We start from the raw sequence: 20748 nt of genomic DNA on the forward strand, positions 1-20748 counted from the left end.
GGTGGCACGGCGCCGAACGACGAAACGTCAGGGCCGGCCGCCGTCGCGTGCCGCGGGCGGCAGCTCGTGGCCGGCAGCAGCCGGCGCGGAGACCGGATCGGCCGGCAGCTGGACGACCTGCTCGCGACACCACACCGACACCGCCCGGGTGCCGTCGAGCACCGATTGGCGGAACGGCTGCCACGGCTCCCACCGCGCCTCCGCGACCTCCTCGGGGTCGGGCCGGACGGGACCGTCGAGGGACCCCACGAACACCGGGCACATCTCGTTCTCCACCACGCCCTCCTGCTCGGCGCGGTAGCGGAAGCGCGGCAGCACCAGGCGCAGGCCGGTGATGGGGGCACCGAGCTCCTGCTCGACCCGCCGGCGCACGGCCTCCTCGATCGGCTCGCCGGGTGCGGGGTGGCCGCAGCAGCTGTTGGTCCACACGCCCGGGAAGGTGCGCTTGTGCAGCGCCCGCTGGGTGATCAGCACGTTGCCGTCCCCGTCGAAGAGGTAGCACGAGAACGCGAGGTGCAGCGGCGTCTCGGCGTGGTGGACCCCGGCCTTGTCGGCGGTGCCCACGGCCTGTCCGTCCTCGTCGAGCAGCACCACCAGCTCGGCGGTGCCGGGTGCGCTGTCGGGTGCGTTGTCGATCGTCGGGCTGTCGGTCATGCGGGCCTCCCCACGGGTCGGGCGAGCTGGTTGACGGCGGTGTCGAAGAGCCACGGCAGCCGCGACGCGGCCGGCACGAGGCGCCTGCGGACGGCGGAGTGGGCGGTGGCGCGCAGCAGCGCGTGGGTGAGGAGCTCGTGGCGCGCGCCCAGCCGGCGGGCCAGGCCGTCGTAGCGACCAGGGCGGCCCTCGGCCAGGCACGCGACGGCCACGCGCGCCTGCGCGAGCCCGAGGGCGAGGCCCTCGCCGGTGAGGGCGTCGACGTAGCCGCCGGCGTCGCCGACGAGCAGCACGCGGCCCGCCGACCGCGCCCGAGCCCGCTGGCGCAGCGGCCCCGCGCCCATCACCCGCGTGCGCGGGCCCACCAGACGCTGCTGGAGGAGGGGGAAGTCGTCGATGAGGTCCTCGAAGCGCGAGCCGGCGTCGCCCAGCACGGCGACCCCGACGAGGTCGTCGTCGACGGGCGTCACGTAGGCCTCGGCGCGCGGCGACCAGTGCACCTCGACGTACGACGACCACGGCGCCTGTCGCACGTGGCACCGCAGCCCGAAGCGACGTCGCCCGGCTACCGGGGCGTCGAGGCCGACCAGGCGGCGCACGGGGGAGTGCAGGCCGTCGGCCGCGACGAGGTGGCGAGCCGGTTCGCCGTCGACGAGCAGGTGGTCGCCGGCGTCGGTGACGGTCGTCACCGCGGTCGGCTCGATCGGGATGCCCGCCGCGGCGACCCGCTCGGCCAGGGCCTCGTGCAGCACGGTGCGGCGTACGCCCCTGCCGGGACCGCGGGCGAACCGCGCGGTCGCGACGGGACCGTCGGCGCAGCCGTCGAGGTAGCGGATCCCGGTGAGCTCGCGCCCGTGCGGGTGCACGCCGAGCGCGGCGAGCTCGGCGACGGCACCGGGCATCAGTCCCTCGCCACACGCCTTGTCGATGGGGCCGGTGCGCGGCTCGCGCACCAGGACGGACAGGCCGGCGCGGTGCGCGTGCAGGGCGGCGGCGAGGCCCACCGGCCCGCCCCCGGCCACGACGACGTCACGCACCTGCGGCCTCCGCGGAAGCCGCAGGGGAGTCGCCGGGGGCGGCCGGGAGGGTGGCGAGCGCGGCGTCCTCGACCCGGATGCGGACGACGAGCAGCGCGGCGTTGAGGACGGTGAAGACGAGCGCGGTGATCCAGGCGGCGTGCACCAGGGGCAGCGCGATCCCCTCGACCACCACCGCGACATAGTTGGGGTGGCGCAGGAACCGGTAGGGCCCCGACGCCACGGGCGGCATGCCGGGCACCACGATCACGCGGGTGTTCCAGCGCGGCCCGAGGGTGGCGATGCACCACCAGCGCAGCGCCTGGGAGGCGATGACGAGGCCGAGCATCGACCACGCCAGCAGCGACGGCACCTGGGGCTGGCGGATCCACGCCTCGGCCAGCGCGCCGACCAGCAGGGCGGTGTGCAGCACGACCATGAACGGGAAGTGGCCGAGCCCGTGCTCGACGCCGCCGCGCTCGCGGCTCCAGCGCGCGTTGCGCGTGGACACGACGAGCTCGGCGATCCGCTCGAGGCCGACGAGCGCCACCAGCACGGTGAACGCGACGAGCCCGGTCACGAGGCGGCCCGCAGCAGCACGAGCTCGGAGCAGAAGCCCGGACCCATCGCCATCAGCACCCCGGGCGAGCCCGGCTCGGGCGGCCGCTCGCGCAGCGTGTCCTCCAGGACGTGCAGCACCGAGACGGACGAGAGGTTGCCGACCCGGGCCAGCGACTCCCAGGTGAGCCGGACGGCGTCACGGGGCACCTCGAGGGCCTCCTCCAGCGCCTCGATCACCTTCGGCCCGCCGGGGTGGCACACCCACCAGCCGATGTCGGCCCGGGTGAGCCCGTGGTCGGCGAGGAAGGCGTCGACGTCTGCGCGCACGAAGCGACCCACCAGCGCCGGGACCTCGGCGTCGAGCACGATCCGCAGGCCGTTGCCGGTGACGTCGAAGCCCATGGTGCGCTCGCTGTCGGGATAGAGGCGGCTGCGCGAGTCGAGCACCTCGACCGGCCCCGGGCGCCCGGAGCGTCCCGTCGCGACCACCGCCGCCGCGCCGTCGCCGAAGAGCCCGCTCGCCACCAGGTTGGGCACCGACGCGTCGTCGCGCTGCACGGTGAGCGAGCACAGCTCCACCGCCACCAGGACGGCCGTGTGGTCGGGGTGGCCGAGCAGGTAGTCGTGCACGCGGCCGATCCCGGCGGCGCCGGCCACGCAGCCCAGCCCCACCAGCGGCATCCTGCGTACGTCCTCGCGCAGGCCGACCTGGGCGGCGATCCGGGCGTCGAGGGAGGGGACGGCGAGGCCGGTGACGGTCGCGGTGACCACCAGGTCGACGTCGGACGGCGTCAGGTCGGCGGCCTTGAGCGCGTCGACCAGCGCCCGCGAGCCCAGCTCGACGGCGTGCTCGATGAAGAGGTCGTTGGCGTGCCCGAAGTCGCCGATCCCGGCGTAGTCCTCGAGGGGCAGCACGGTGTGGCGTCGCTCGACGCCGGCGTTGGCGTGGAAGCGCCGCATCAGCGAGCGGTCGAGGCTGCGCTCGGAGATGAACTCGCCGAAGGCCTCGGTGATGTCAGCCTGCGGATATGAGTGGGGCGGCAGCGCGCCTCGGACGGAGAGGATCCTCATGTCAGCCACCTCGGGTCTGTGTTGGGGGGTTCGGGGGACGGGTCGGGCGGGCGGAGAAGGGCGCGGAGCAGCCCTCCCGCCAGGCGGGTGTCGATGCGGCCGTCGCCGAGACCGAGCTCGACGAGGGTGTCGAAGGCGTGGCGCTCGCGACCCGCGGCGCGGATCCCGGCGTCGACGATGCGCGGCGACTGCGCGAGCCGGGAGGCCGCCCAGGTGTGCCGCAGGTGCGTGCCGAGCAGGTCGCGGACCACCCGCCGGTGCCGGGCGCCGGACGCGTGGGGCCGCCCGGCGCGCACCGCCTGGGCCGCGGTGCGCCCCGCCGCGACACCGGTGGCGACGGCGTAGTAGATCCCCTCGCCGGTCATCGGGTTGACCAGCCCCGCGGCGTCGCCGGCGAGCAGCACCGGGCCGTCGGGCTGGTCCCAGCGCCAGCTGCTCAGCGGCAGGTGGTGGCCGCGCCAGTCGTCGCCCGTGCTGGCGGCGCCCGGCACGAGCTCCTCGAGCTGCTCGAGCAGCAGCCGGCGGCTCGGCGCGCGGTCGCCGCTGCGCTCGCCGGGGAGGAGCTCGCCGTAGCCGACGTTGGCCAGCCCGTCACCCCGGTCGAAGGCCCAGGCGTACGACGGCTGGCGGCGGCTGCCGTAGCGGATGACCTGGCGCCCGGCCATCTCGGGCGTGGTGGGCGCGTAGCCGCGGATCGCGATGGCACGCGGCTCGCGCCGCTTGCCCAGCAGCGCCGTGCGCACGAGCGAGTGCGCCCCGTCGGCCCCGACCACGACGTCGCCGGAGACGGTGTCCGACACCACGGGGGTGCCGGTGGAGGTGAGGGAGGTGACGCGGTGGGTGCGCAGCACGGCCCCGGCCGCGACGGCGCGCTCGACGAGCCGGGCGTCGAGGACCCGGCGCGGCACGACGTGGACCTCCCGGCGCATCGGCCCGGAGACCGACACGTCGCCGTGGGCGAGCTCGAGGTGGCGCAGCGGGGTCCAGTCGTCCACGACGTCGGCGGCGCCGACGGGCGCCAGCGCGTCGAGGACGTGCGGCGCGATGCCGTCGCCGCACGACTTGTCGCGGGGGAACTCGCTGCGGTCGAGGAGGAGGACCCGCAGCCCGGGCTGCTCGGCGAGCGCGCCGAGGGCGGTGGCCGCGCCGGCCGGTCCGGCGCCGACCACGACGAGGTCCCAGTGCTCGGTGGCGGGTGTGCGGCTCATCGGGCCACCACCAGGAGGAGGGCGTCGACCAGCGCGATGGCGATCGCTGCGGCAAAGGGCGCCCGGCCGGCGCGCGACACGACGACCGCGGCGAGGCCCAGCACGACGACCGCGACGGTGAGCGAGGCGGGGACCGGGGGAGCGGACCCGGCGAGCACGACGCCGGTCGCGACCACCAGGACCGCGGCGGCGACGGGCGCGATGAGCCGCGGCCCGAGCCGGTGGGGCAGCCCGCGTACGCCCGTCGCGGCGTCGTCGGCCAGGTCGGGCAGCACGTTGAGCAGGTGCGCCCCGACGCCGAGGAGCGCCGCGCCCACGGGCCACCACCACGGCGGCGCCTCGCCGTCGGCCAGCGTGACCACGGCCGTGAGGCCGCCGAACGACAGGGCGTAGGGCAGCCACGACCACACGGTCGCCTTCAGGCCGAGGTTGTAGCACCACGCCGACGCCACGCAGCCGAGGTGGACCAGCCCGGCGGCCGGGCCGAGGGCCAGCGACAGCACGACGCAGACCACGACCGCCGCGGCGCACGCGGCACGTACGAGCGCGACCGCGCCGTCGTCGGCGGCGGCCAGCGGCTTGTCGGCGCGTCCGGCCGCGCGGTCGCGCGTGCGGTCGAGCAGGTCGTTGCTCCAGCCCACGCTCAGCTGGCCGGTCAGCACCGCGGCCACGAGCAGCGCCGTCGTCCCGGGCCTGAGCCCCTGCGCGAGCGCGAGCAGCCCCATGAGGACGGTGACCGTCAGCGTGGGCCCCGCGTGGGCGGAGCGCAGCAGCACGCGCCCCGGCGAGCCGACCGTGGTGCCGCTGCGGCGGGTGAGGTGTGCCGGACGGGTGCTCATCGGGTGTCTCCCGGCGACTCGGCGACGCCCGGCCACCGGCGGGCCAGGCGGGACGCGCCCACCCCGAGCACCGCGACGAGCCAGCCGGCGAGCACGTCGACGACGTAGTGCTCGCCGGTGTAGACGAGCGTGAGGGCCATGGCGAGGGCGTAGGCGAGGAGCAGCACCCGGAACACCCGGGAGACCGACGGCCACAGGAACAGCGCCGCCAGGAGCGCGGCGGCGGCGTGCAGCGACGGCATCGCGGCCACCGGGTTGCTGCCCGACTGGCCGATCTCCACCAGCCGGCCCACCGGGTCGAGCCCCAGCACCTGCCAGCCCACGTGCGAGATCCGGTCGACGGCACCGATGTCGCCGCGCTCGGCGGCCAGCCACGGCGGGGCGGCGGGGTAGGCGAGGTAGCCCACGATGCCGAGCAGCGACATGGACAGCAGGGCGGTGAGCCACTCGCCGAACCGGTCGCGCAGGCGGAACCAGGCGACCGCGGTGATGAGCGGGATGGTGAGGAAGTGCGTGACGTAGACGAGCGCGGCGAGGGCGTCGTACCAGTGGGCGGTGCCGTCGACGAGCCGGGCCTGCAGCCAGACGGTGGGCATCGTGCCCAGCAGCGCCTCGTCGGCGCGCGCCGGTCCCAGCACGTGCAGGCTCGCACCGAGCCGGTTGGTGTCGTCGCCGTCGCCCACCCCGAGCGGCGTGGTGATCCACTGCGCCACCCAGTAGGCCAGCAGGACCGTGCTGAGGGGCGACCAGGCGATCAGCAGCTGGGCGATCGGGCCGTGGCGCGACTCCCGGGCCGGCGCGACCGTGCGTGCCCCGCGCTCGGCGACCGGGGTGCCGAGGCGCGAGCGCGAGGCCGCGGGACCGCTCATGTCGGGCTCGTCCTGCGGGACAGGCGCCCGAGGAGCGCCTGGGTCCGGAAGCGGTTGTAGCGCTGGATCGCGATGAAGGGCAGGTTGACCAGCACCCCGTAGGCGCCCAGCAGGGCCGCCGCGAGGGGCGGGTTCCACAGCATGAACAGCGGGCTGCAGCACAGCGCCCACCAGTGCGCCAGCTCGGCTCGGCGGGTCTCGCGCACGAAGATCGCCAGGCCATCGGCGTCGATCGCAGGCAGCTCGCGCTTGCTGACGCCGCCCTCGAAGAGCGCTCCTGCCTCCGGCAGGCGGTCCTTCCAGCGGTGGATGCGCAGCCGGCGGCGATACCAGCGCCCGCCGTCCTCGAACCGCCGCGCCCGCAGCACCACGCCGTCGCGGGCGAGCCGGTCGTCGCCGAGTCGGTGGGCCGCGTAGCCGGTCGCGGCGTGGAAGACGCCCCAGGCGATCACGTCGACGACGATCGTGAGGCTCTGCGGCATGACGAGGCGCAGCATCAGGCGACCCCCTGCCGCGACCCACCGTCGGTGAGGGACACCTCGCGGCCACGCCACGGCACGGAGCGGCGGACGACGGTGAGCGCGAGCGAGCGGGCGAAGACGAGGTCGAAGGCGAGCAGGGTCGCGGGGAACAGCGCCCAGGCCCACCAGCGGAACGAGCCCGCGCGGCGCAGCACCCAACGCAGCTGCAGCACCGCGCCGACGTAGGCGAGCGCCCACAGCACGGGGCTGCCCGCCAGCAGGGACGCGCCCTGCCCGGTCGTGACGGTCACCAGGGACAGCACGGCCCCCACGGCGACCGCGTGGTGCGCGCTGATCCACGCCACCGTCGCCGCGCCGGCCGACGGCGCGGCGGCCGTCGCGCCCGAGGCGATGTTCTTGGTCCAGCCGGCGACGAGCTGGCGCATCCCGCCGGGATAGCTGCGCATCCGCACCTCGTCGCCACCGACCGCGCACCACACGGGAAGCCCGGCCCGGTCGTAGGCGGCGGCCAGTGACGCGTCGTCGAGGATCTCCGACCTGACGGCCTCGTGCCCGCCAGCGGCGGCGAGGTCGGCTCGCGAGGTCAGCAGGCACGGACCGAAGGCCATCGGCGGGTGCGCCCGACGCGCGTGGCCCGCGCGGGGACGGGTGAAGGCGCCGCTGGCCATCAGCGCCACTGCGTTGAAGTAGGCTGAGAGCTGCTCGTAGGGGCGGACGACGTCGTGGTGCGGCTGCACCGACACCAGCCCGCCGTGCTGCGCGTGCGCCGTCAGCAGGCCGGCGAGCGCCCCCGGGGCCAGGACCGTGTCGGCGTCGAGGAAGAGGATCAGCTCGCCCGTGGCGGTCGCGGCGCCGGTGTGGCACGCCCATGCCTTGCCGGTCCACCCGGCGGGCGGGGCACCGGCTGGCACGATCCGCGCGCCGGCGGCGCGGGCGACCTCGGCGGTGGAGTCGCGGGAGGCGTCGTCGACGACGACGACCTCGGCCACGGGCGGGACCTGCGCGTGGACCGAGCGCAGCAGCGCGGGCAGCGTGTGCTCCTCGTCGCGCGCGGGCACGACCACCGAGACCGACGCCGCCGGGCGGTGCGCCGGGGGAGCGGCGGGTGCGGGCAGCGTGCGGAGGTCGGCGACGAGGCGCTGCGCCCACAGCCCCGCCAGCAGGAGCAGCGCGGCGAGGACGAGGTCGAGCGGGCCGAGGCCCAGGGCGCTCACGGCGCGCGCACCCGTCGTACGACGAGCGGCATGCCGCCGCGGGGATGGACGGCGACCTTCGCCTCGGCGACGGGGCGCGTCCACGCGCCGGGTCCGCCGGGGACCTCGATGCGGTGCTCGGCCAGCAGCTCGGCGAGCACGACGACCATCTCGCCCAGGGCGAACTCGCGCCCGATGCACAGCCGCGGGCCCAGGCCGAACGGGAGGTAGCCGGTGCGGGCGGTGCCGTCGAGGAAGCGCTCGGGGTGGAACGCCTCGGGGTCGGGCCAGAGGTCGGGGCGCCGGTGGACCAGCCACGGGCTGATGATCGCGAGCGTGCCGGCGGGGACGGTGCGCCCGGCCACCTCGTCGTCGCGGATCGAGCGGCGCGAGATCGCCCAGGCCGGCGGGAAGAGGCGCAGCGCCTCGTCGACGACGGCTCGCGTCCAGGGCAGCCGGTCGCGGTGCCCGACCAGCGGGACCGGGCCGGGGTGGGCGGCGAGCTCGGCCCGCGCGCGGTCCTGCGCCTCGGTGTGCTCGGCGAGCAGCATCAGGGTCCAGGCGAGCGCGGCCGCCACCGTCTCGTGTCCGGCGATCACCATGGTGACGAGCTCGTCGCGGATCTCCTCGTCGCGCATGCCGCTGTCGAGCAGCAGGCCCAGGAGGTCGTCGCCGTGCACCACGGGCGCCCCGGCCGGCGCGTGGGCGTTGCGGGCGCGCCGCTCGGCGATGATCGCCGCTGTCGCGTCGTCGAGGCGCCGGCGGGCCGCCCGCAGCCGGAGGTTGGTGCGCGTCGGGGTCCACTCGGCCCGCGGCAGGATCGAGCGGCCGAGGCGCACCACGAGGTCGGCCGACTCGCTCGTCGCGGCCAGCAGGTCGTGGGCGTGGCCGGACAGGTCGGTGCTGAAGAGCGCGCGGCCGACCGCGTCGAGCCCGATCGTGTGCGTGAGGGCCGCGAGGTCGACGACCTCGCCGTCCTCCTGCACGCGCCCGAGCCGGGCGGAGATGGCGGTGCGGGCGGCCGCGCGGACCTCGTCGCCGACGGCCTCGAGGCGCTGGTGGTGGAACGCCGGGGCGGCCAGGCGGCGGTGCTCGATCCAGTTGGGCTCGGCCGAGGCGAGCAGGCCCGGGCCGGTGACGCGCGCGAGGGCGGCGTACTGGACGGTGTCCTTGCTCCAGCTGCGCGCCGAGGTCTGCAGCACGTGCTTGACGTCGGCGGGGTCGGTGAGCAGCAGCGCGGGCGGGCCGGGCACCGGGAAGGACACGGTGTCGCCGAAGCGCTGCGACACCTGGCCGAGGAAGGTGAGCGGGTCGGCGCGCACGGAGCGGAAGACCCGCGCCATGTCGAGCGACGTGGGGCCGGGCACGCCGACGTCGGTGGGCTGCATCGCCTGCAGGCGGGCCGCGACGCTCATGCGCTCGCCTCGTCGCGCCGGCGTCCCAGCCAGGTCCAGGCCACGCAGCTGCACAGCACCAGGCCGAAGCCGAACATCAGGTCCTCGACCGGTGCGTAGACCAGCCGCCCGTCGCCGAGGAAGGTGACCTCGCCGCTGCCGAGGATCGCGTCGCCGGAGTAGCGCACGATGCCGCGGCCGGTGAGCCACCCGTTGGTGAGCAGCTGGAAGAACACGATGATCGCGTAGGCGAGCCACCAGTCGCGGGTCGAGGTGACCCGGGTGCGGACGACCCAGCGGTCGAGCACCACGGCGAGCACCACGCAGGCGACGGCGATGGTGGTGTAGGTCATCGGGCCTCCTCGCGACGGCGCCCCGCACCAGGTCGTACGCCGCGCCGGGCGGCGCGCACGCCCTCCAGGGTCAGGACCGAGACGATCGGGATGACCACGAAGAACGCGATCTCCTCCAGCGGCAGGCCTGCGATCCGCCAGGGCAGGGTCTGGCCCTCGTCGAACCACCAGTGGCCGCTGTGCGTGGCCCAGAGGTCCCACAGCAGGAACGGGGTGCCGGCGAGGCCGATGGTGAGCAGCAGCCGCGCCGGCTGCCGCAGCACCGTCAGCCGGAACGCCGGCACCAGGGGCAGCGTGCCGGCGAGGCAGAACGCGAGCATGGCGGCGTACGCCCAGTGGGGCAGGCTCATGCGCGCACCGGCTGGCTCGAACGGTCGCCGCTGAGCCGCTTGAGCACGAGCTCGGCGCTGATCAGGCACATCGGCAGGCCGACGCCGGGCACGGTGCTGGCGCCGGCGTAGAGCAGCCCGTCGACCTTGGCCGAGGCGTTGCCCGGGCGCAGGAACGCGCTCTGGCGCAGAGTGTGCTCGAGGCCGAGGGCGCCGCCGCGCCAGGCGTGGTAGCGCGCCGCGAAGTCGTCGGGACCGACGGTGTGCCGCACCCGGATCCGCTCGCGCAGGTCGGGCACGCCGGCCCACGACGCGATCTGCTCGATCGCCGCGTCGGCGGTGCGCTCGACCGTCTCCGAGCCCGCGCCGTCGTCACCGCCGCCGCCGATGGCGGTGTCGGCCGGCACGGGGACGAGCACGAACAGGTTCTCCGACCCCTCGGGCGCGACCGTGGGGTCGCTCTCGGACGGCTTGCAGACGTAGATCGAGGCGGGCTCGGGCACCTTGGCATCCTCCCCGAAGATGTCGCGGAAGTTCTGCCCCCAGTCGCGGGTGAAGAAGAGCGAGTGGTGCGGCAGCTGCGGCAGTCGGCCCTCCACGCCCAGCATCGCCAGCACCGCGCCGGTGCCGGGGGAGCGGCCGCGCCACGACGACTCGGGGTGGGTCTGCAGCGCGGGCGGGAGCAGCGCGGTCTCGAGGTGGTGCAGGTCGGCCGCGCCCACGACGACGTCGGCGTCCACCGTGCGCAGGCCGTCGGCCGAGTCGTGCTCGACGCCGGTGACGGCGGGTCGTCCGGTGCCGGTGCGGGAGGTGAGGATCCGGGTGGCGGGCGCGCCGGTGTGCAGCCGCGCCCCGTGCTTCTCCGCCAGGCCGGCGATGACCCGGACCAGCTCGGTGAAGCCGCCCTGCGGGTAGAGCACCCGGTCACCCAGGTCGAGCCGGCTCATCAGGTGGTACAGGCTCGGCGCGCGGCCGGGCGAGGAGCCCAGGAAGACCGCGGGGTAGCCGAGCACCTGGCGCAGCCTGTTGTCGGTGAACGAGCCCGCGACGTGACTCTCCAGCGACCGCGTGAGGAGCCGGCCGAGCGCCGGCGTGCGGCGTACGACGTCGGGGTGCGCGAACGCGCCGGGGGAGTCGAAGCTGGTGTAGAGGAAGCGCCGCAGGGCCATGTCGTAGGTGTCCTCGGCCGAGCGGAGGTAGGCGTCGAACCGCTCCCCGGCCCCCGGCTCCAGCGACTCGAACAGGGCGCGGTTGTGGTCGCGGTCGGGGCGCAGGTCGACCGGCTCCGGGTGTCCCTCGAAGAAGACCCGGTAGCTGGGGTCGAGGACGGTGAGGTCGAGCGCGGCGTCGGCCGAGGTGCCCAGCAGGGCGAAGAAGTGCTCGAAGACCTCGGGCATGAGGTACCACGAGGCGCCGGTGTCGAAGCGGAAGCCGTCGCGCTCCAGGCTGCCGACCCGGCCGCCGAGGTCGTCGTTCTTCTCCAGCAGGTCGACCGAGTGGCCGCGCGAGGCGAGCAGGGCGGCGGTGGCGAGACCGGCGATGCCGCCACCGACGACGACCACGCGCCGCGGCGTGCCGTCACCGGCGTGGCGGGGCGTCGGGACGAATCGGCTGAGGCGTTCGGGCAGGCGCAGCGTCACGAGCGGCCCCCGCGCAGCGCGGCGACGGCGAGCCGCAGCTTGACGGGCGCCGGGACCCGGACCCGGGTGGAGCGGATCTCGTCCGCGGAGGCGGCGCGCAGCCGCTGCGCGAGCTCGGCGAAGGTGGCGTGGGCCGCCCACACCGCGCGACGGCTGCTGGGCGGCAGGTCGGGCACGACCGCCGCGGCGGCGCGCAGGTCGCCGTCGACGTCGTCGAGGATCCGGTCGCGGTCGGCGTCGCAGAACGTGTGCGCCTGGACCCCGGGGAAGTAGTCGCGGCGCAGCAGCTCGTGGTCGTCGGACAGGTCGCGCACGAAGTTGAGCTTCTGGAAGGCGGCGCCGAGGCAGCGGGCGCCGGCGGTGAGCCGGTCGTACTGCGCGTCGCGGTCGGCGCGGGCGTCGGGCGCGGCGAGGAAGGCGCGCAGGCACATCAGCCCGACGACCTCCGCCGAGCCGTAGACGTAGCGCTCGAAGCTCTCCGGGGTGTGGGAGGTGGTGTCGAGGTCGGTGCGCATCGAGGAGAAGAACGGGGTGACGATGTCGGCCTGGATGCCCACGGCGACGGCCGTGCGCGCGAACGCGTGCACCACCAGGTTGCCGCTGTAGCCGGCCCGCAGCGCGTGGGACACGTCGGCCTCGAGCCAGTCGAGCATCGTGGCGCGGGCGTCGCGGCCGAGCGCGGGGTCGGGGTTGTCGACGATCTCGTCGGCGACCCGCACGAGCGCGTAGATGTTGCGGACCTGGGTGCGCACCGGCTCGGCCAGCAGGCGCGAGGCGAGCCCGAACGAGCTGGAGTACTCGCGGATGACGACCGCGGCGCTGGCCTCGGACACCACATCGTAGAGGCTGCGCGGGGCGCCCCGGCCGACGAACATCGTCATGCCGCGACCTCGCTGCCGTCCACCAGCACGGGCGGCATGACGGTGACGCCGTCGAGCAGGTCGCCGGGGATGCCCAGCCCGTCGAGCACCGTGCGGGCCTGGCCGAGGTGCCGCTCGGCGAGGTCGGCCACGAACCGTCGCGACCCCGACTCGACCAGCAGGGCGCGGGCCTCGTCCAGCTCGTCGTCGGTGAGGTCGCGGCCGACGAACCCGCGGACCTGCTCCCACTGCGGCGTGGTGCGGGCGTGGACCAGGAGGGGAGTCTGCTTGCGGGTGCGCAGGTCGCACGTCGAGCTCTTGCCCGAGTGGGCCGGGTCGCCGAACACGCCGATGAGGTCGTCGACGAGCTGGAAGGCGATGCCGAGGGCCCGGCCGGCGTCGTCGAGCCGGGCGGTGGTCGCGGCGTCGGCACCGGCCAGCGCGGCGCCGGCCTGCAGGGGGAGGGAGAAGGAGTACGCGCTGGTCTTCTGCGCCTCCATCTCCAGGCTCTGGGCGAGGGTGGCGGGGGCCAGGCCGAGGGCGAGGCGGACGTCGGCGAGCTCGCCGGACGCGGTGCGGTGCAGCGCGCCGTCGAAGAGGTCGAGCAGGCGCGCCACCACGGGGGCCGGCGCACCGCTCAGCGCGACGGTGCGGACGGCGGCGGCCAGGGCGAGGTCGCCGGCGAGGATCGCGGCGGTCAGGCCGTAGCCGGCGGCCGCCTCGGGCGGGGCGCCGTCGACGTCGGCGAGGGCGCGGAAGGTGCCGCTGACGTTGGGCCGCCCGCGCCGCACGTGGTCGTCGTCGATCACGTCGTCGTGGATGACGAAGGCGGTGTGCAACAGCTCGACGGCGGCGCCCACCTCGACGGCGGGCTGGTGGCACTCACCGCCCAGCGCGTCGTGCGTGGCGACGACCAGTGCGGGGCGGAAGCGCTTGCCACCCTCGGCCGCGGTGCACAGCGCCTCCCAGAGCAGGGCGTGGTGGGCGTCGATGGCGCTCGCGCGATGGCGGCCGTCGTCGAGGATCCGCGCCAGCGCCGCGTCCGTTCCCGTGCCGATCATCCGTGCCTCCCGCAGTTCGATCGTTACTCAGGAGCCTAAACCTATGCAACACTTCCAACTAATTCTAGGCACGCTGTGGAGGAGTGGACGATTTGGACGCCAGCCCCCGCGTCTCCCTCACCATCGGAGACCTGGCCCACAGGAGTGGAGTACCCATTTCCACACTCCGCAGCTGGGAGAAGCGCTACGGATTTCCCCGGCCGAGTCGGCAGGCCGGAGGGCACCGCCGCTACACCGAGGACGACGTCGACGCCGTCCTCGACGTGCTGGCCCGTCGGCGCGGAGGGCTCTCGCTCGCAGCCGCCATCCGGCGCGCGGAGGTCCCGCCCCTCCGCTCCGGATCGGTCTTCGCCGAGCTGCGCCGCCTGCACCCGGCCCTCGCGCCGCAGGTGCTCACGCGGCGCACGCTCGTGTCGATGAGCCACGCCATCGAGGATGAGTGCTGCGCCCGCGCCGCCGACCCGGTCCTCTTCGGCTCGTTCCAGCGCGAGCAGTTCCTGCGCGCCTCCTACGACCGCTGGCGCGAGCTGGCGCGCACGGCCCAGTGCACGATCGTGTTCGCCGACTTCGCCGACCCGGCGCCGCCGCGCCCCGGCGAGCCCATCGAGGTCGCCGTCCCACCCGGCTCGCCGCTCAACCGGGAGTGGTTGGTCGTGTGCGACGCCGTCGACCTGCCGGCCTGCCTCGCGGCCGTGCAGCGTCCGGGCCAGCTCGACCGCCCGCCGCTGGAGCGCACGTTCGAGGCCTTCTGGTCGGTCGACCCGCAGGTGGTGCGCAACGCCGGCCGCATCGCCGCGTCGCTGGTCGACGAGCTGCGTCCCGGCTGGCGCGAGCTGGTCGACCTGCCGCCCCAGCCCGACCCGCGCGGCGCATCGGAGGACCTGCGCCGGGCCGCGCTGCTCTTCGACCGGATGGTCGGCTACCTCGACGCCGCCCGGTGAGGGTGAGGCGTCGGCTGCTCCGGACACGACAGCAGGACCCGGTCGCCAGGTGAGGCGACCGGGTCCTGCGCGGGGTGGTGGTGCTCAGACGGTGACCGTCTGCCGCTCCGTCGCGGTGCGCTCCTCCGCGGTGCGCTTGGCGTGCCGCAGGCCGAGCAGGGCGAGGGCCAGGAGCGCGATGGCCCCGGCGAAGGCGGCGATCGCGGCGTAGCCGGCGATGGTGCCGATGGTGGCGAACGCGTAGCCGTAGAGGAGCAGGCCGCGGAGCGTGTTGCCCATGAAGAGCGACTCGCGCAGCCCGCCCAGCGCCTGGCCCTCCGCGCTCGCCTTGGCCTCGTCGTCGAGCGCGAGGAACTCGCCGCTCACCTGCTGGTAGGTGCGACCGTCGCTGGAGGCGTTCATGTGCGCGAGGATGTAGTGGTCGGCGTAGGCGCGGGCCTCCGGGCCGGTGTCCATCACGCTGCCGGCGTACTTCTCGAGGGCGCTCACGTCCTCGTCGGACAGGCCGCCCAGGGCCTCGCCCTCAGGCATCACGATGTCCTGCATCGTGAGCTGGTCGTTGACCTGGTCGCCGATGAACGAGCTGGCCCACGTCAGGAGACCGCCAGCGACAAGGAGAACGGCGGCGAGAGCCACGCCCGTCCAGGAGACGAGCCGGTCGAGAAACGCGCGCATGATGTGCCTTCCGTCAGGGCGGGTACTGGGTCGTTCCCGCCTCGTGTCCGAGGTTATTGACGAGCGAGGTGCGCCCGCATGGGGCGAAGGCACCCAACCCGGGAGGACCTAGGTCCCGTCGAGTCCCGCCGATGTCGTCCGGAAGTCGGGTCGTGCCGCTCCGGCGCCGTTGGGCGGGCGCCCGCGGGGGTACCTGCTGGCATGCCCACCCGCCCCCACGCCCCTCGCGTCGTCATGGTCACCGGTGCCTCCAGCGGCATCGGCGAGGCGGCCGCCCGCCAGGCCGCGCGCCGCGGCGACCACCTCGTCCTGCTGGCCCGCGGCCGCGGGGCGCTCGAGCGGGTGGCGGGTGACTGCGAGGCCCTGGGCGCGGCGTCCACGATGGTCGAGCCCACCGACGTCAGCGACGACGCGCAGGTCGAGGCGGCCGTCGCCGCCACCCTGGCGCGCCACCGCGGGGTCGACGTCGTGATCGGCAGCGCCGGCGTGGTCGCCTACGGCCGGGTGGACGAGGTGCCGGCCGAGGTCTTCGACCAGGTGGTGGCGACCAACCTGCTCGGCTCGGTCAACCTCGCGCGCCACGTGCTGCCGGTGCTGCGTGCGCAGGGGGCCGGCGACCTGGTGTTCGTCGGGTCCCTCATCGGCCACATCGCGGTGCCCGACATGGCGTCCTACGTCCTCAGCAAGTGGGGCCTGCGCGCCCTGGTCCGCCAGCTCCGCGTCGACAACCGCGACCGCCCCGGGGTGCGCATCGGCTACGTCGCCCCCGGCGGCGTGGACACGCCGATCTACGGCCAGGCGGCGACGTACGGCGGCGTGGGCGGCAGGCCGCCGTTCCCGGTCACCACCCCCGAGCGCGTGGCCGCGCGCGCCCTCGGCGTGGCCGACGGCCGCCGCGGCGGGCAGGTCGGGCTCACCAACCAGCTGATCCGGTTCGGCTTCACCGCCCTGCCGTGGGCCTACGACCGGCTCGTCGGCCCGCTGTTCGCCCTCGCGGCCCAGGACCAGACGGTCGACGTGCCACCCGGGCCGGGCAACGTGCTGGGCTCGCGCGAGGAGCACAACCGCCTGCGCGGCGGCCACGGCAACGCGCTGCTCGCCATCGGCGCCAACGCGGTCGAGCTCGCCCGGAGACGGGTCAGGGGCGTCTGATCGCGATCGGGTCGCGCTCGGGCGCATGGACCGCGGCACCCTCGGGAACGGGAGGCAACTGCCACACCGATCACAGGAGAGTGCATGAACCCCAGCAAGCCCGTCGCCGCTGCGAAGAAGGCGGCAGGGGAGGTCGCCGACGCCGTCGCCGACGCCGTCTCGTTCGCCGACAAGCCCGTGCCCGGGGCGCCCGGCAGCGAGCCGCCGACGCTCGAGGAGCCGACCGAGCCGCGCGAGGTCCCGCCGCCCAAGCCCGACCAGCAGCAGCCCACCCCCCTCTCGCCGACGGGCGCCCCGAGCGCGGACCCGGCCACCGCCAGCGCGCAGCAGGGTGCCTACCTCACGACCGCGACGGGCGTGCGGATCGGCGACAGCGACCACTCCCTCAAGGCCGGCCCGCGCGGTCCGACGCTCCTCTCGGACCACCACCTCCGCGAGAAGATCATGCACTTCGACCACGAGCGCATCCCGGAGCGCGTCGTGCACGCCCGCGGCGCCGGCGCCCACGGCGTCTTCGTCGCCAACGGTGCGGCGTCGGAGATCTCGCGCGCGGCGGTCTTCGAGAAGGGGGAGGAGACCCCCGTCTTCGTCCGCTTCTCGACCGTCCTCGGGTCCCGCGGGTCGGCTGACACCGTGCGCGACACCCGCGGCTTCGCGACGAAGTTCTACACCCGCGAGGGCAACTGGGACCTGGTCGGCAACAACATCCCGGTCTTCTTCATCCAGGACGGGATCAAGTTCCCCGACGTCATCCACGCGGGCAAGCCCCACCCCGACCGGGAGATCCCGCAGGCGCAGAGCGCCCACGACACGTTCTGGGACTTCGTGTCACTGCACACCGAGGCCCAGCACCACACGATGTGGAACATGTCGGACCGCGGCATCCCGCGCAGCTACCGGATGATGGAGGGCTTCGGCGTCCACACGTTCCGCCTCGTCGACGCCCAGGGCGGCACGACGCTGGTGAAGTTCCACTGGAAGCCCCGGCTCGGGGTGCACTCCCTCACGTGGGAGGAGGCCCAGCTCGCCGGCGGGGTCGACCCCGACTTCCACCGCCGCGACCTCTACGACGCCATCGAGGCGGGGGCGTTCCCCGCCTGGGACCTCGGCATCCAGACCTTCCCGGACACGCCGGACCAGATGTTCGAGGGGATCGACCTGCTCGACTCGACCAAGATCGTGCCCGAGGAGCTGGCGCCCGTGCAGGTCATCGGCACCCTGACCCTCAACGGCAACCCGACGAACTTCTTCGCCGAGACCGAGCAGGTCGCCTTCCACACCGGACACCTCGTGCCGGGCATCGACGGCACCGACGACCCGCTGCTGATGGCGCGCAACTTCTCCTACCTCGACACCCAGCTCACCCGGCTGGCCGGGCCGAACTTCAACCAGATCCCGATCAACCGCCCGCACGCGCCGGTCAACGACAACCACCGCGACGGCTTCCACCAGCAGGCCGTGCACGGCGGGGTCGCGCCCTACAAGCCCAACTCGCTCGACGCGGGCTGCCCGTTCTTCGCCGGCGCCGACGAGGGCGCGTTCGTCGACGTGCCGGTGACGGTCCCGGAGGGCTCGAAGGTCCGCGAGAACCCGGCGTCCTACGACGACCACTACAGCCAGGTGCGGCTGTTCTGGTCGAGCATGAGCCCGGTGGAGCAGGAGCACATCGTCAACGCCTACTCCTTCGAGCTGGGCAAGTGCTACGAGCAGGCGATCAAGGAGCGGCAGCTGCTGGCCCTGGCCAACATCGATGCCGGGCTGTGCGCCCGCGTGGCGCAGGCCCTCGGCCTGCCCGCTCCCGAGCCCACCGTGCAGTACGACGAGCCGGTGCCCAGCCCCGCGCTGTCGCAGGTCGGCGAGACGTGGCCGGCCGACGGTCGCCTCGTGGGGATCGTCGTCGACCCGGACGCCGACCTGTCGGGCGTCGCGGCGCTGCGCGAGGAGCTGATGGCCGCAGGCGTGCTGCCGCTCCTCATCGCGCCGCGTGGCGGCGAGCTGGGCGAGGGCCTCGTGGCCCAGCGCACCTTCGCGACCGCGCGGTCGATCGAGTTCGACGCCCTCGTGGTCGCCGGCGCCGCCCCGCCGGCCGCCGACGCGCTCACCAGCCGCGACAGCAAGGCCGGCGGTGCCGCCACCGTCGCCACCGACCCGCGCGTCGGGCTGCTCGTGGAGGAGTGCTTCCGCCACTGCAAGGCCGTCGTGGCGTTCGGGGAGGGACGCGCGGTGGTGGACGAGCTCGGCCTCGCCGGCGCCGGGGTGCTGACCGGCGACGGGCCGGGTGACGTCCAGGGCGACCTGATGACGCTGCTCGGCGGGCACCGGTCGTGGGAGCGCTTCGCGACCAGCGTCTGATCGCGAGGTGGGACGGGAAACCGGGGTGAGCCGGCCGCGGTCCGGCCGATAGGCTCGCATCGACATCCCGTCCCACCTCTTCCAGGAGCTCTTGTGCCCGACATCAAGGTCGTCCGCGTCCACGCCGATCAGCGTGCGGAGACCACGGTCACGACGGGCACCAGGGCGTGGGAGCTGTTCCGCGACGACGCCGACGTCATCGCCGCCCGCGTCGACGGCACCCTCAAGGACCTGGCCTACGAGCTCGCCGACGGCGACGAGGTCGAGGCCGTGGCGATCGACAGCGCCGACGGCCGCGACATCCTGCGCCACTCCACGGCGCACGTGATGGCGCAGGCGGTGCAGCAGATCTGGCCCGAGGCCCGGCTCGGCATCGGCCCGCCGATCGCCAACGGGTTCTACTACGACTTCGACGTCGAGACCCCGTTCGTGCCCGAGGACCTTGCCAAGATCGAGACCGCGATGCGCAAGATCATCAAGGAGGGCCAGCGGTTCGAGCGCCGGGTGACCACCGACGCCGAGGCGCTCGACGAGCTCAAGGACGAGCCCTACAAGATCGAGCTGATCGGGCTCAAGGGCGGCGCGGGCGCCACCGACCCGGAGTCGATCGGCGAGGGCGCCAGCGTCGAGGTCGGCGCCGGGGAGCTCACCATCTACGACAACGTCCGGCGCAACGGCGACGTCGCGTGGTCCGACCTGTGCCGCGGCCCGCACCTGCCGACCACCAAGCGGATCCCGGCGTTCAAGCTGATGCGCTCCGCGGCGGCCTACTGGCGCGGCGACGAGAAGAACAAGCAGCTCCAGCGCATCTACGGCACCGCCTGGGAGACCAAGGAGGCGCTCGAGGAGCACCTGCACCGCCTCGAGGAGGCCGAGCGCCGCGACCACCGCAAGCTCGGCCGCGAGCTCGACCTCTACTCGTTCCCCGACGAGATCGGCTCGGGCATGGCGGTCTTCCACCCCAAGGGCGGCGTCATCAAGCGGGAGATGGAGGACTACGTCCGCCGCCGGCACCTCGAGGAGGGCTTCGACTACGTCGGCACCCCGCACATCAGCAAGGACGGGCTGTTCCACACCTCCGGGCACCTGCCCTACTACGCGGACACCATGTTCCCGCCGATGGAGATGGAGCACGCCGAGTACCGCCTCAAGGCGATGAACTGCCCGATGCACAACCTCATCTACCGCTCGCGGCAGCGCTCCTACCGCGAGCTGCCGCTGCGGTTCTTCGAGTTCGGGTCGGTCTACCGCTACGAGAAGTCCGGCGTCGTCCACGGCCTGACCCGCGTGCGGGCGATGACCCAGGACGACTCGCACTCCTACGTCACCCCCGAGCAGGCCCCCGCCGAGGTCGAGCACCTGCTGACCTTCGTCACCGGCCTGCTGCGCGACTTCGGGCTCGACGACTACTACTTCGAGCTGTCCACCCGCGACGACTCCAAGCCCGACAAGTTCATCGGCTCCGACGACCAGTGGGAGACCGCGACGTCGGTGCTCGAGACCGCCGCGCGCAAGTTCGGCGTCGACCTCGTGCCCGACCCGGGTGGTGCCGCCTTCTACGGCCCCAAGATCTCGGTGCAGGCCAAGGACGCCATCGGGCGCACCTGGCAGATGTCGACGATCCAGTACGACTTCAACCAGCCGGCCGTCGACCGCTTCAACCTCGAGTACGTCGCCGCCGACGGCACCCGCCAGCAGCCGGTGATGATCCACTCGGCGAAGTTCGGCTCGATCGAGCGGTTCATCGGCGTCCTCGTCGAGCACTATGCCGGCGCGTTCCCGCCCTGGCTGGCTCCCGTCCAGGTGCAGGGCATCCCGATCGCCGAGCGGCACAACGACTACCTGTTCGACATCGCGCGGCAGATGAAGGCGCAGGGGCTGCGGGTCGAGGTCGACGACTCCGACGACCGGATGCAGAAGAAGATCCGCAACGCCCAGCTGGCCAAGGTGCCGTTCATGATGATCGCCGGCGACAACGACGTCGAGGCGGGCGCCGTGTCGTTCCGCTACCGCGACGGCCGCCAGGACAACGGGGTGCCGTTGGCCGAGGCGATCGAGCGGGTGGCGGCCGCGGTGGCCTCGCGCGAGCAGGTCTGAG

The 20748-nt window shown here is 74.4% G+C and carries 20 protein-coding genes; 4 read left to right on the forward strand and 16 right to left on the reverse strand.

The features are described from left to right. Window positions 1-27 precede the first annotated feature (27 nt). Genes idi through AC4H2S_RS09460 form a run of 15 tightly spaced genes read right to left on the reverse strand, consistent with a single transcriptional unit; the run spans window position 28 to window position 13530 of the window. Entirely contained in the window at window positions 28-654 is a 627-nt protein-coding gene (idi, locus tag AC4H2S_RS09390) for an isopentenyl-diphosphate Delta-isomerase (RefSeq protein WP_491496691.1), read from the reverse strand. Beyond that, window positions 651-1691 carry an NAD(P)/FAD-dependent oxidoreductase gene (locus tag AC4H2S_RS09395; RefSeq protein ID WP_491496692.1) on the reverse strand — a complete coding sequence of 347 codons (1041 nt, stop codon included), beginning with the start codon at window positions 1689-1691 and terminating at the stop codon, window positions 651-653. The genes idi and AC4H2S_RS09395 overlap by 4 nt, the downstream gene beginning before the upstream one ends. Beyond that, window positions 1684-2250, reverse strand: a complete 567-nt coding sequence (locus AC4H2S_RS09400) for an isoprenylcysteine carboxyl methyltransferase family protein (RefSeq protein WP_491496693.1) — start codon at window positions 2248-2250, stop codon at window positions 1684-1686. Before AC4H2S_RS09400 ends, AC4H2S_RS09395 begins: the two co-directional genes overlap by 8 nt. Continuing rightward, a complete protein-coding gene (locus AC4H2S_RS09405; protein WP_491496694.1) occupies window positions 2247-3302 on the reverse strand; it encodes a type III polyketide synthase in 1056 nt (351 codons plus the stop codon). The genes AC4H2S_RS09400 and AC4H2S_RS09405 overlap by 4 nt, the downstream gene beginning before the upstream one ends. Continuing rightward, window positions 3299-4510: an NAD(P)/FAD-dependent oxidoreductase gene (locus AC4H2S_RS09410; protein ID WP_491496695.1), complete on the reverse strand. Its 1212-nt coding sequence runs from the start codon at window positions 4508-4510 to the stop codon at window positions 3299-3301. Before AC4H2S_RS09410 ends, AC4H2S_RS09405 begins: the two co-directional genes overlap by 4 nt. Continuing rightward, entirely contained in the window at window positions 4507-5349 is an 843-nt protein-coding gene (locus AC4H2S_RS09415) for a UbiA family prenyltransferase (protein ID WP_491496696.1), read from the reverse strand. Before AC4H2S_RS09415 ends, AC4H2S_RS09410 begins: the two co-directional genes overlap by 4 nt. Then, window positions 5346-6218, reverse strand: coding sequence for a phosphatase PAP2 family protein (locus AC4H2S_RS09420; RefSeq protein ID WP_491496697.1), 873 nt, complete (start codon window positions 6216-6218; stop codon window positions 5346-5348). The genes AC4H2S_RS09415 and AC4H2S_RS09420 overlap by 4 nt, the downstream gene beginning before the upstream one ends. Further along, window positions 6215-6715 (reverse strand): glycosyl-4,4'-diaponeurosporenoate acyltransferase CrtO family protein, encoded by a 501-nt coding sequence (locus tag AC4H2S_RS09425; protein ID WP_491496698.1) that lies wholly within the window; start codon window positions 6713-6715, stop codon window positions 6215-6217. The genes AC4H2S_RS09420 and AC4H2S_RS09425 overlap by 4 nt, the downstream gene beginning before the upstream one ends. After that, the gene (locus AC4H2S_RS09430) at window positions 6715-7914 is read right to left on the reverse strand and encodes a glycosyltransferase (protein WP_491496699.1); all 1200 of its coding nucleotides are present in this window, start codon (window positions 7912-7914) and stop codon (window positions 6715-6717) included. The genes AC4H2S_RS09425 and AC4H2S_RS09430 overlap by 1 nt, the downstream gene beginning before the upstream one ends. Next, on the reverse strand, window positions 7911-9308 hold the full coding sequence (locus tag AC4H2S_RS09435; protein WP_491496700.1) for a cytochrome P450: 1398 nt from the start codon (window positions 9306-9308) through the stop codon (window positions 7911-7913). The genes AC4H2S_RS09430 and AC4H2S_RS09435 overlap by 4 nt, the downstream gene beginning before the upstream one ends. Next, the gene (locus AC4H2S_RS09440) at window positions 9305-9640 is read right to left on the reverse strand and encodes a lycopene cyclase domain-containing protein (protein ID WP_491496701.1); all 336 of its coding nucleotides are present in this window, start codon (window positions 9638-9640) and stop codon (window positions 9305-9307) included. Before AC4H2S_RS09440 ends, AC4H2S_RS09435 begins: the two co-directional genes overlap by 4 nt. Next, a complete protein-coding gene (locus AC4H2S_RS09445) occupies window positions 9637-9990 on the reverse strand; it encodes a lycopene cyclase domain-containing protein (protein WP_491496702.1) in 354 nt (117 codons plus the stop codon). The genes AC4H2S_RS09440 and AC4H2S_RS09445 overlap by 4 nt, the downstream gene beginning before the upstream one ends. Next, complete coding sequence (gene crtI, locus AC4H2S_RS09450; protein ID WP_491496703.1) at window positions 9987-11609, reverse strand: phytoene desaturase family protein; 1623 nt, start codon at window positions 11607-11609, stop codon at window positions 9987-9989. The genes AC4H2S_RS09445 and crtI overlap by 4 nt, the downstream gene beginning before the upstream one ends. Beyond that, window positions 11606-12490 (reverse strand): phytoene/squalene synthase family protein, encoded by an 885-nt coding sequence (locus tag AC4H2S_RS09455; protein ID WP_491496704.1) that lies wholly within the window; start codon window positions 12488-12490, stop codon window positions 11606-11608. The genes crtI and AC4H2S_RS09455 overlap by 4 nt, the downstream gene beginning before the upstream one ends. After that, the gene (locus tag AC4H2S_RS09460) at window positions 12487-13530 is read right to left on the reverse strand and encodes a polyprenyl synthetase family protein (protein ID WP_491496705.1); all 1044 of its coding nucleotides are present in this window, start codon (window positions 13528-13530) and stop codon (window positions 12487-12489) included. Before AC4H2S_RS09460 ends, AC4H2S_RS09455 begins: the two co-directional genes overlap by 4 nt. An 83-nt stretch (window positions 13531-13613) precedes the next feature. On the opposite strand from AC4H2S_RS09460, the gene AC4H2S_RS09465 reads away from it, so the two are divergent. After that, window positions 13614-14471 carry a DICT sensory domain-containing protein gene (locus AC4H2S_RS09465; protein WP_491496706.1) on the forward strand — a complete coding sequence of 286 codons (858 nt, stop codon included), beginning with the start codon at window positions 13614-13616 and terminating at the stop codon, window positions 14469-14471. A gap of 84 nt (window positions 14472-14555) precedes the next feature. Here AC4H2S_RS09465 and AC4H2S_RS09470 read toward each other — a convergent pair whose 3' ends face one another. Next, window positions 14556-15146 carry a hypothetical protein gene (locus tag AC4H2S_RS09470; protein WP_491496707.1) on the reverse strand — a complete coding sequence of 197 codons (591 nt, stop codon included), beginning with the start codon at window positions 15144-15146 and terminating at the stop codon, window positions 14556-14558. Window positions 15147-15347: 201 nt separating this feature from the next. Between AC4H2S_RS09470 and AC4H2S_RS09475 the strand changes: the two genes are divergently transcribed. The 3 genes from AC4H2S_RS09475 (at window position 15348) to thrS (ending at window position 20747) form a co-directional block, all read left to right on the forward strand. Next, window positions 15348-16298: an SDR family NAD(P)-dependent oxidoreductase gene (locus AC4H2S_RS09475; RefSeq protein WP_491496708.1), complete on the forward strand. Its 951-nt coding sequence runs from the start codon at window positions 15348-15350 to the stop codon at window positions 16296-16298. An 84-nt stretch (window positions 16299-16382) separates the two neighbouring features. Beyond that, window positions 16383-18650, forward strand: coding sequence for a catalase (locus tag AC4H2S_RS09480; protein WP_491496709.1), 2268 nt, complete (start codon window positions 16383-16385; stop codon window positions 18648-18650). A gap of 93 nt (window positions 18651-18743) precedes the next feature. Further along, a complete protein-coding gene (gene thrS / locus AC4H2S_RS09485; protein WP_491496710.1) occupies window positions 18744-20747 on the forward strand; it encodes a threonine--tRNA ligase in 2004 nt (667 codons plus the stop codon). Window position 20748 lies beyond the last annotated feature (1 nt).

This window comes from Nocardioides sp. Z13_37, from assembly GCF_058355585.1.

Coding starts and splice junctions, on each gene's coding strand:
- AC4H2S_RS09425 (WP_491496698.1), bottom strand. CDS start 6,715: ATGCTGCGCCTCGTCATGCCGCAGAGCCTCACGATCGTCGTCGACGTG.
- AC4H2S_RS09420 (WP_491496697.1), bottom strand. CDS start 6,218: ATGAGCGGTCCCGCGGCCTCGCGCTCGCGCCTCGGCACCCCGGTCGCC.
- AC4H2S_RS09455 (WP_491496704.1), bottom strand. CDS start 12,490: ATGACGATGTTCGTCGGCCGGGGCGCCCCGCGCAGCCTCTACGATGTG.
- idi (WP_491496691.1), bottom strand. CDS start 654: ATGACCGACAGCCCGACGATCGACAACGCACCCGACAGCGCACCCGGC.
- AC4H2S_RS09445 (WP_491496702.1), bottom strand. CDS start 9,990: ATGAGCCTGCCCCACTGGGCGTACGCCGCCATGCTCGCGTTCTGCCTC.
- AC4H2S_RS09470 (WP_491496707.1), bottom strand. CDS start 15,146: ATGCGCGCGTTTCTCGACCGGCTCGTCTCCTGGACGGGCGTGGCTCTC.
- AC4H2S_RS09460 (WP_491496705.1), bottom strand. CDS start 13,530: ATGATCGGCACGGGAACGGACGCGGCGCTGGCGCGGATCCTCGACGAC.
- AC4H2S_RS09405 (WP_491496694.1), bottom strand. CDS start 3,302: ATGAGGATCCTCTCCGTCCGAGGCGCGCTGCCGCCCCACTCATATCCG.
- AC4H2S_RS09410 (WP_491496695.1), bottom strand. CDS start 4,510: ATGAGCCGCACACCCGCCACCGAGCACTGGGACCTCGTCGTGGTCGGC.
- AC4H2S_RS09480 (WP_491496709.1), top strand. CDS start 16,383: ATGAACCCCAGCAAGCCCGTCGCCGCTGCGAAGAAGGCGGCAGGGGAG.
- AC4H2S_RS09435 (WP_491496700.1), bottom strand. CDS start 9,308: ATGAGCGTCGCGGCCCGCCTGCAGGCGATGCAGCCCACCGACGTCGGC.
- AC4H2S_RS09440 (WP_491496701.1), bottom strand. CDS start 9,640: ATGACCTACACCACCATCGCCGTCGCCTGCGTGGTGCTCGCCGTGGTG.
- AC4H2S_RS09475 (WP_491496708.1), top strand. CDS start 15,348: ATGCCCACCCGCCCCCACGCCCCTCGCGTCGTCATGGTCACCGGTGCC.
- AC4H2S_RS09415 (WP_491496696.1), bottom strand. CDS start 5,349: ATGAGCACCCGTCCGGCACACCTCACCCGCCGCAGCGGCACCACGGTC.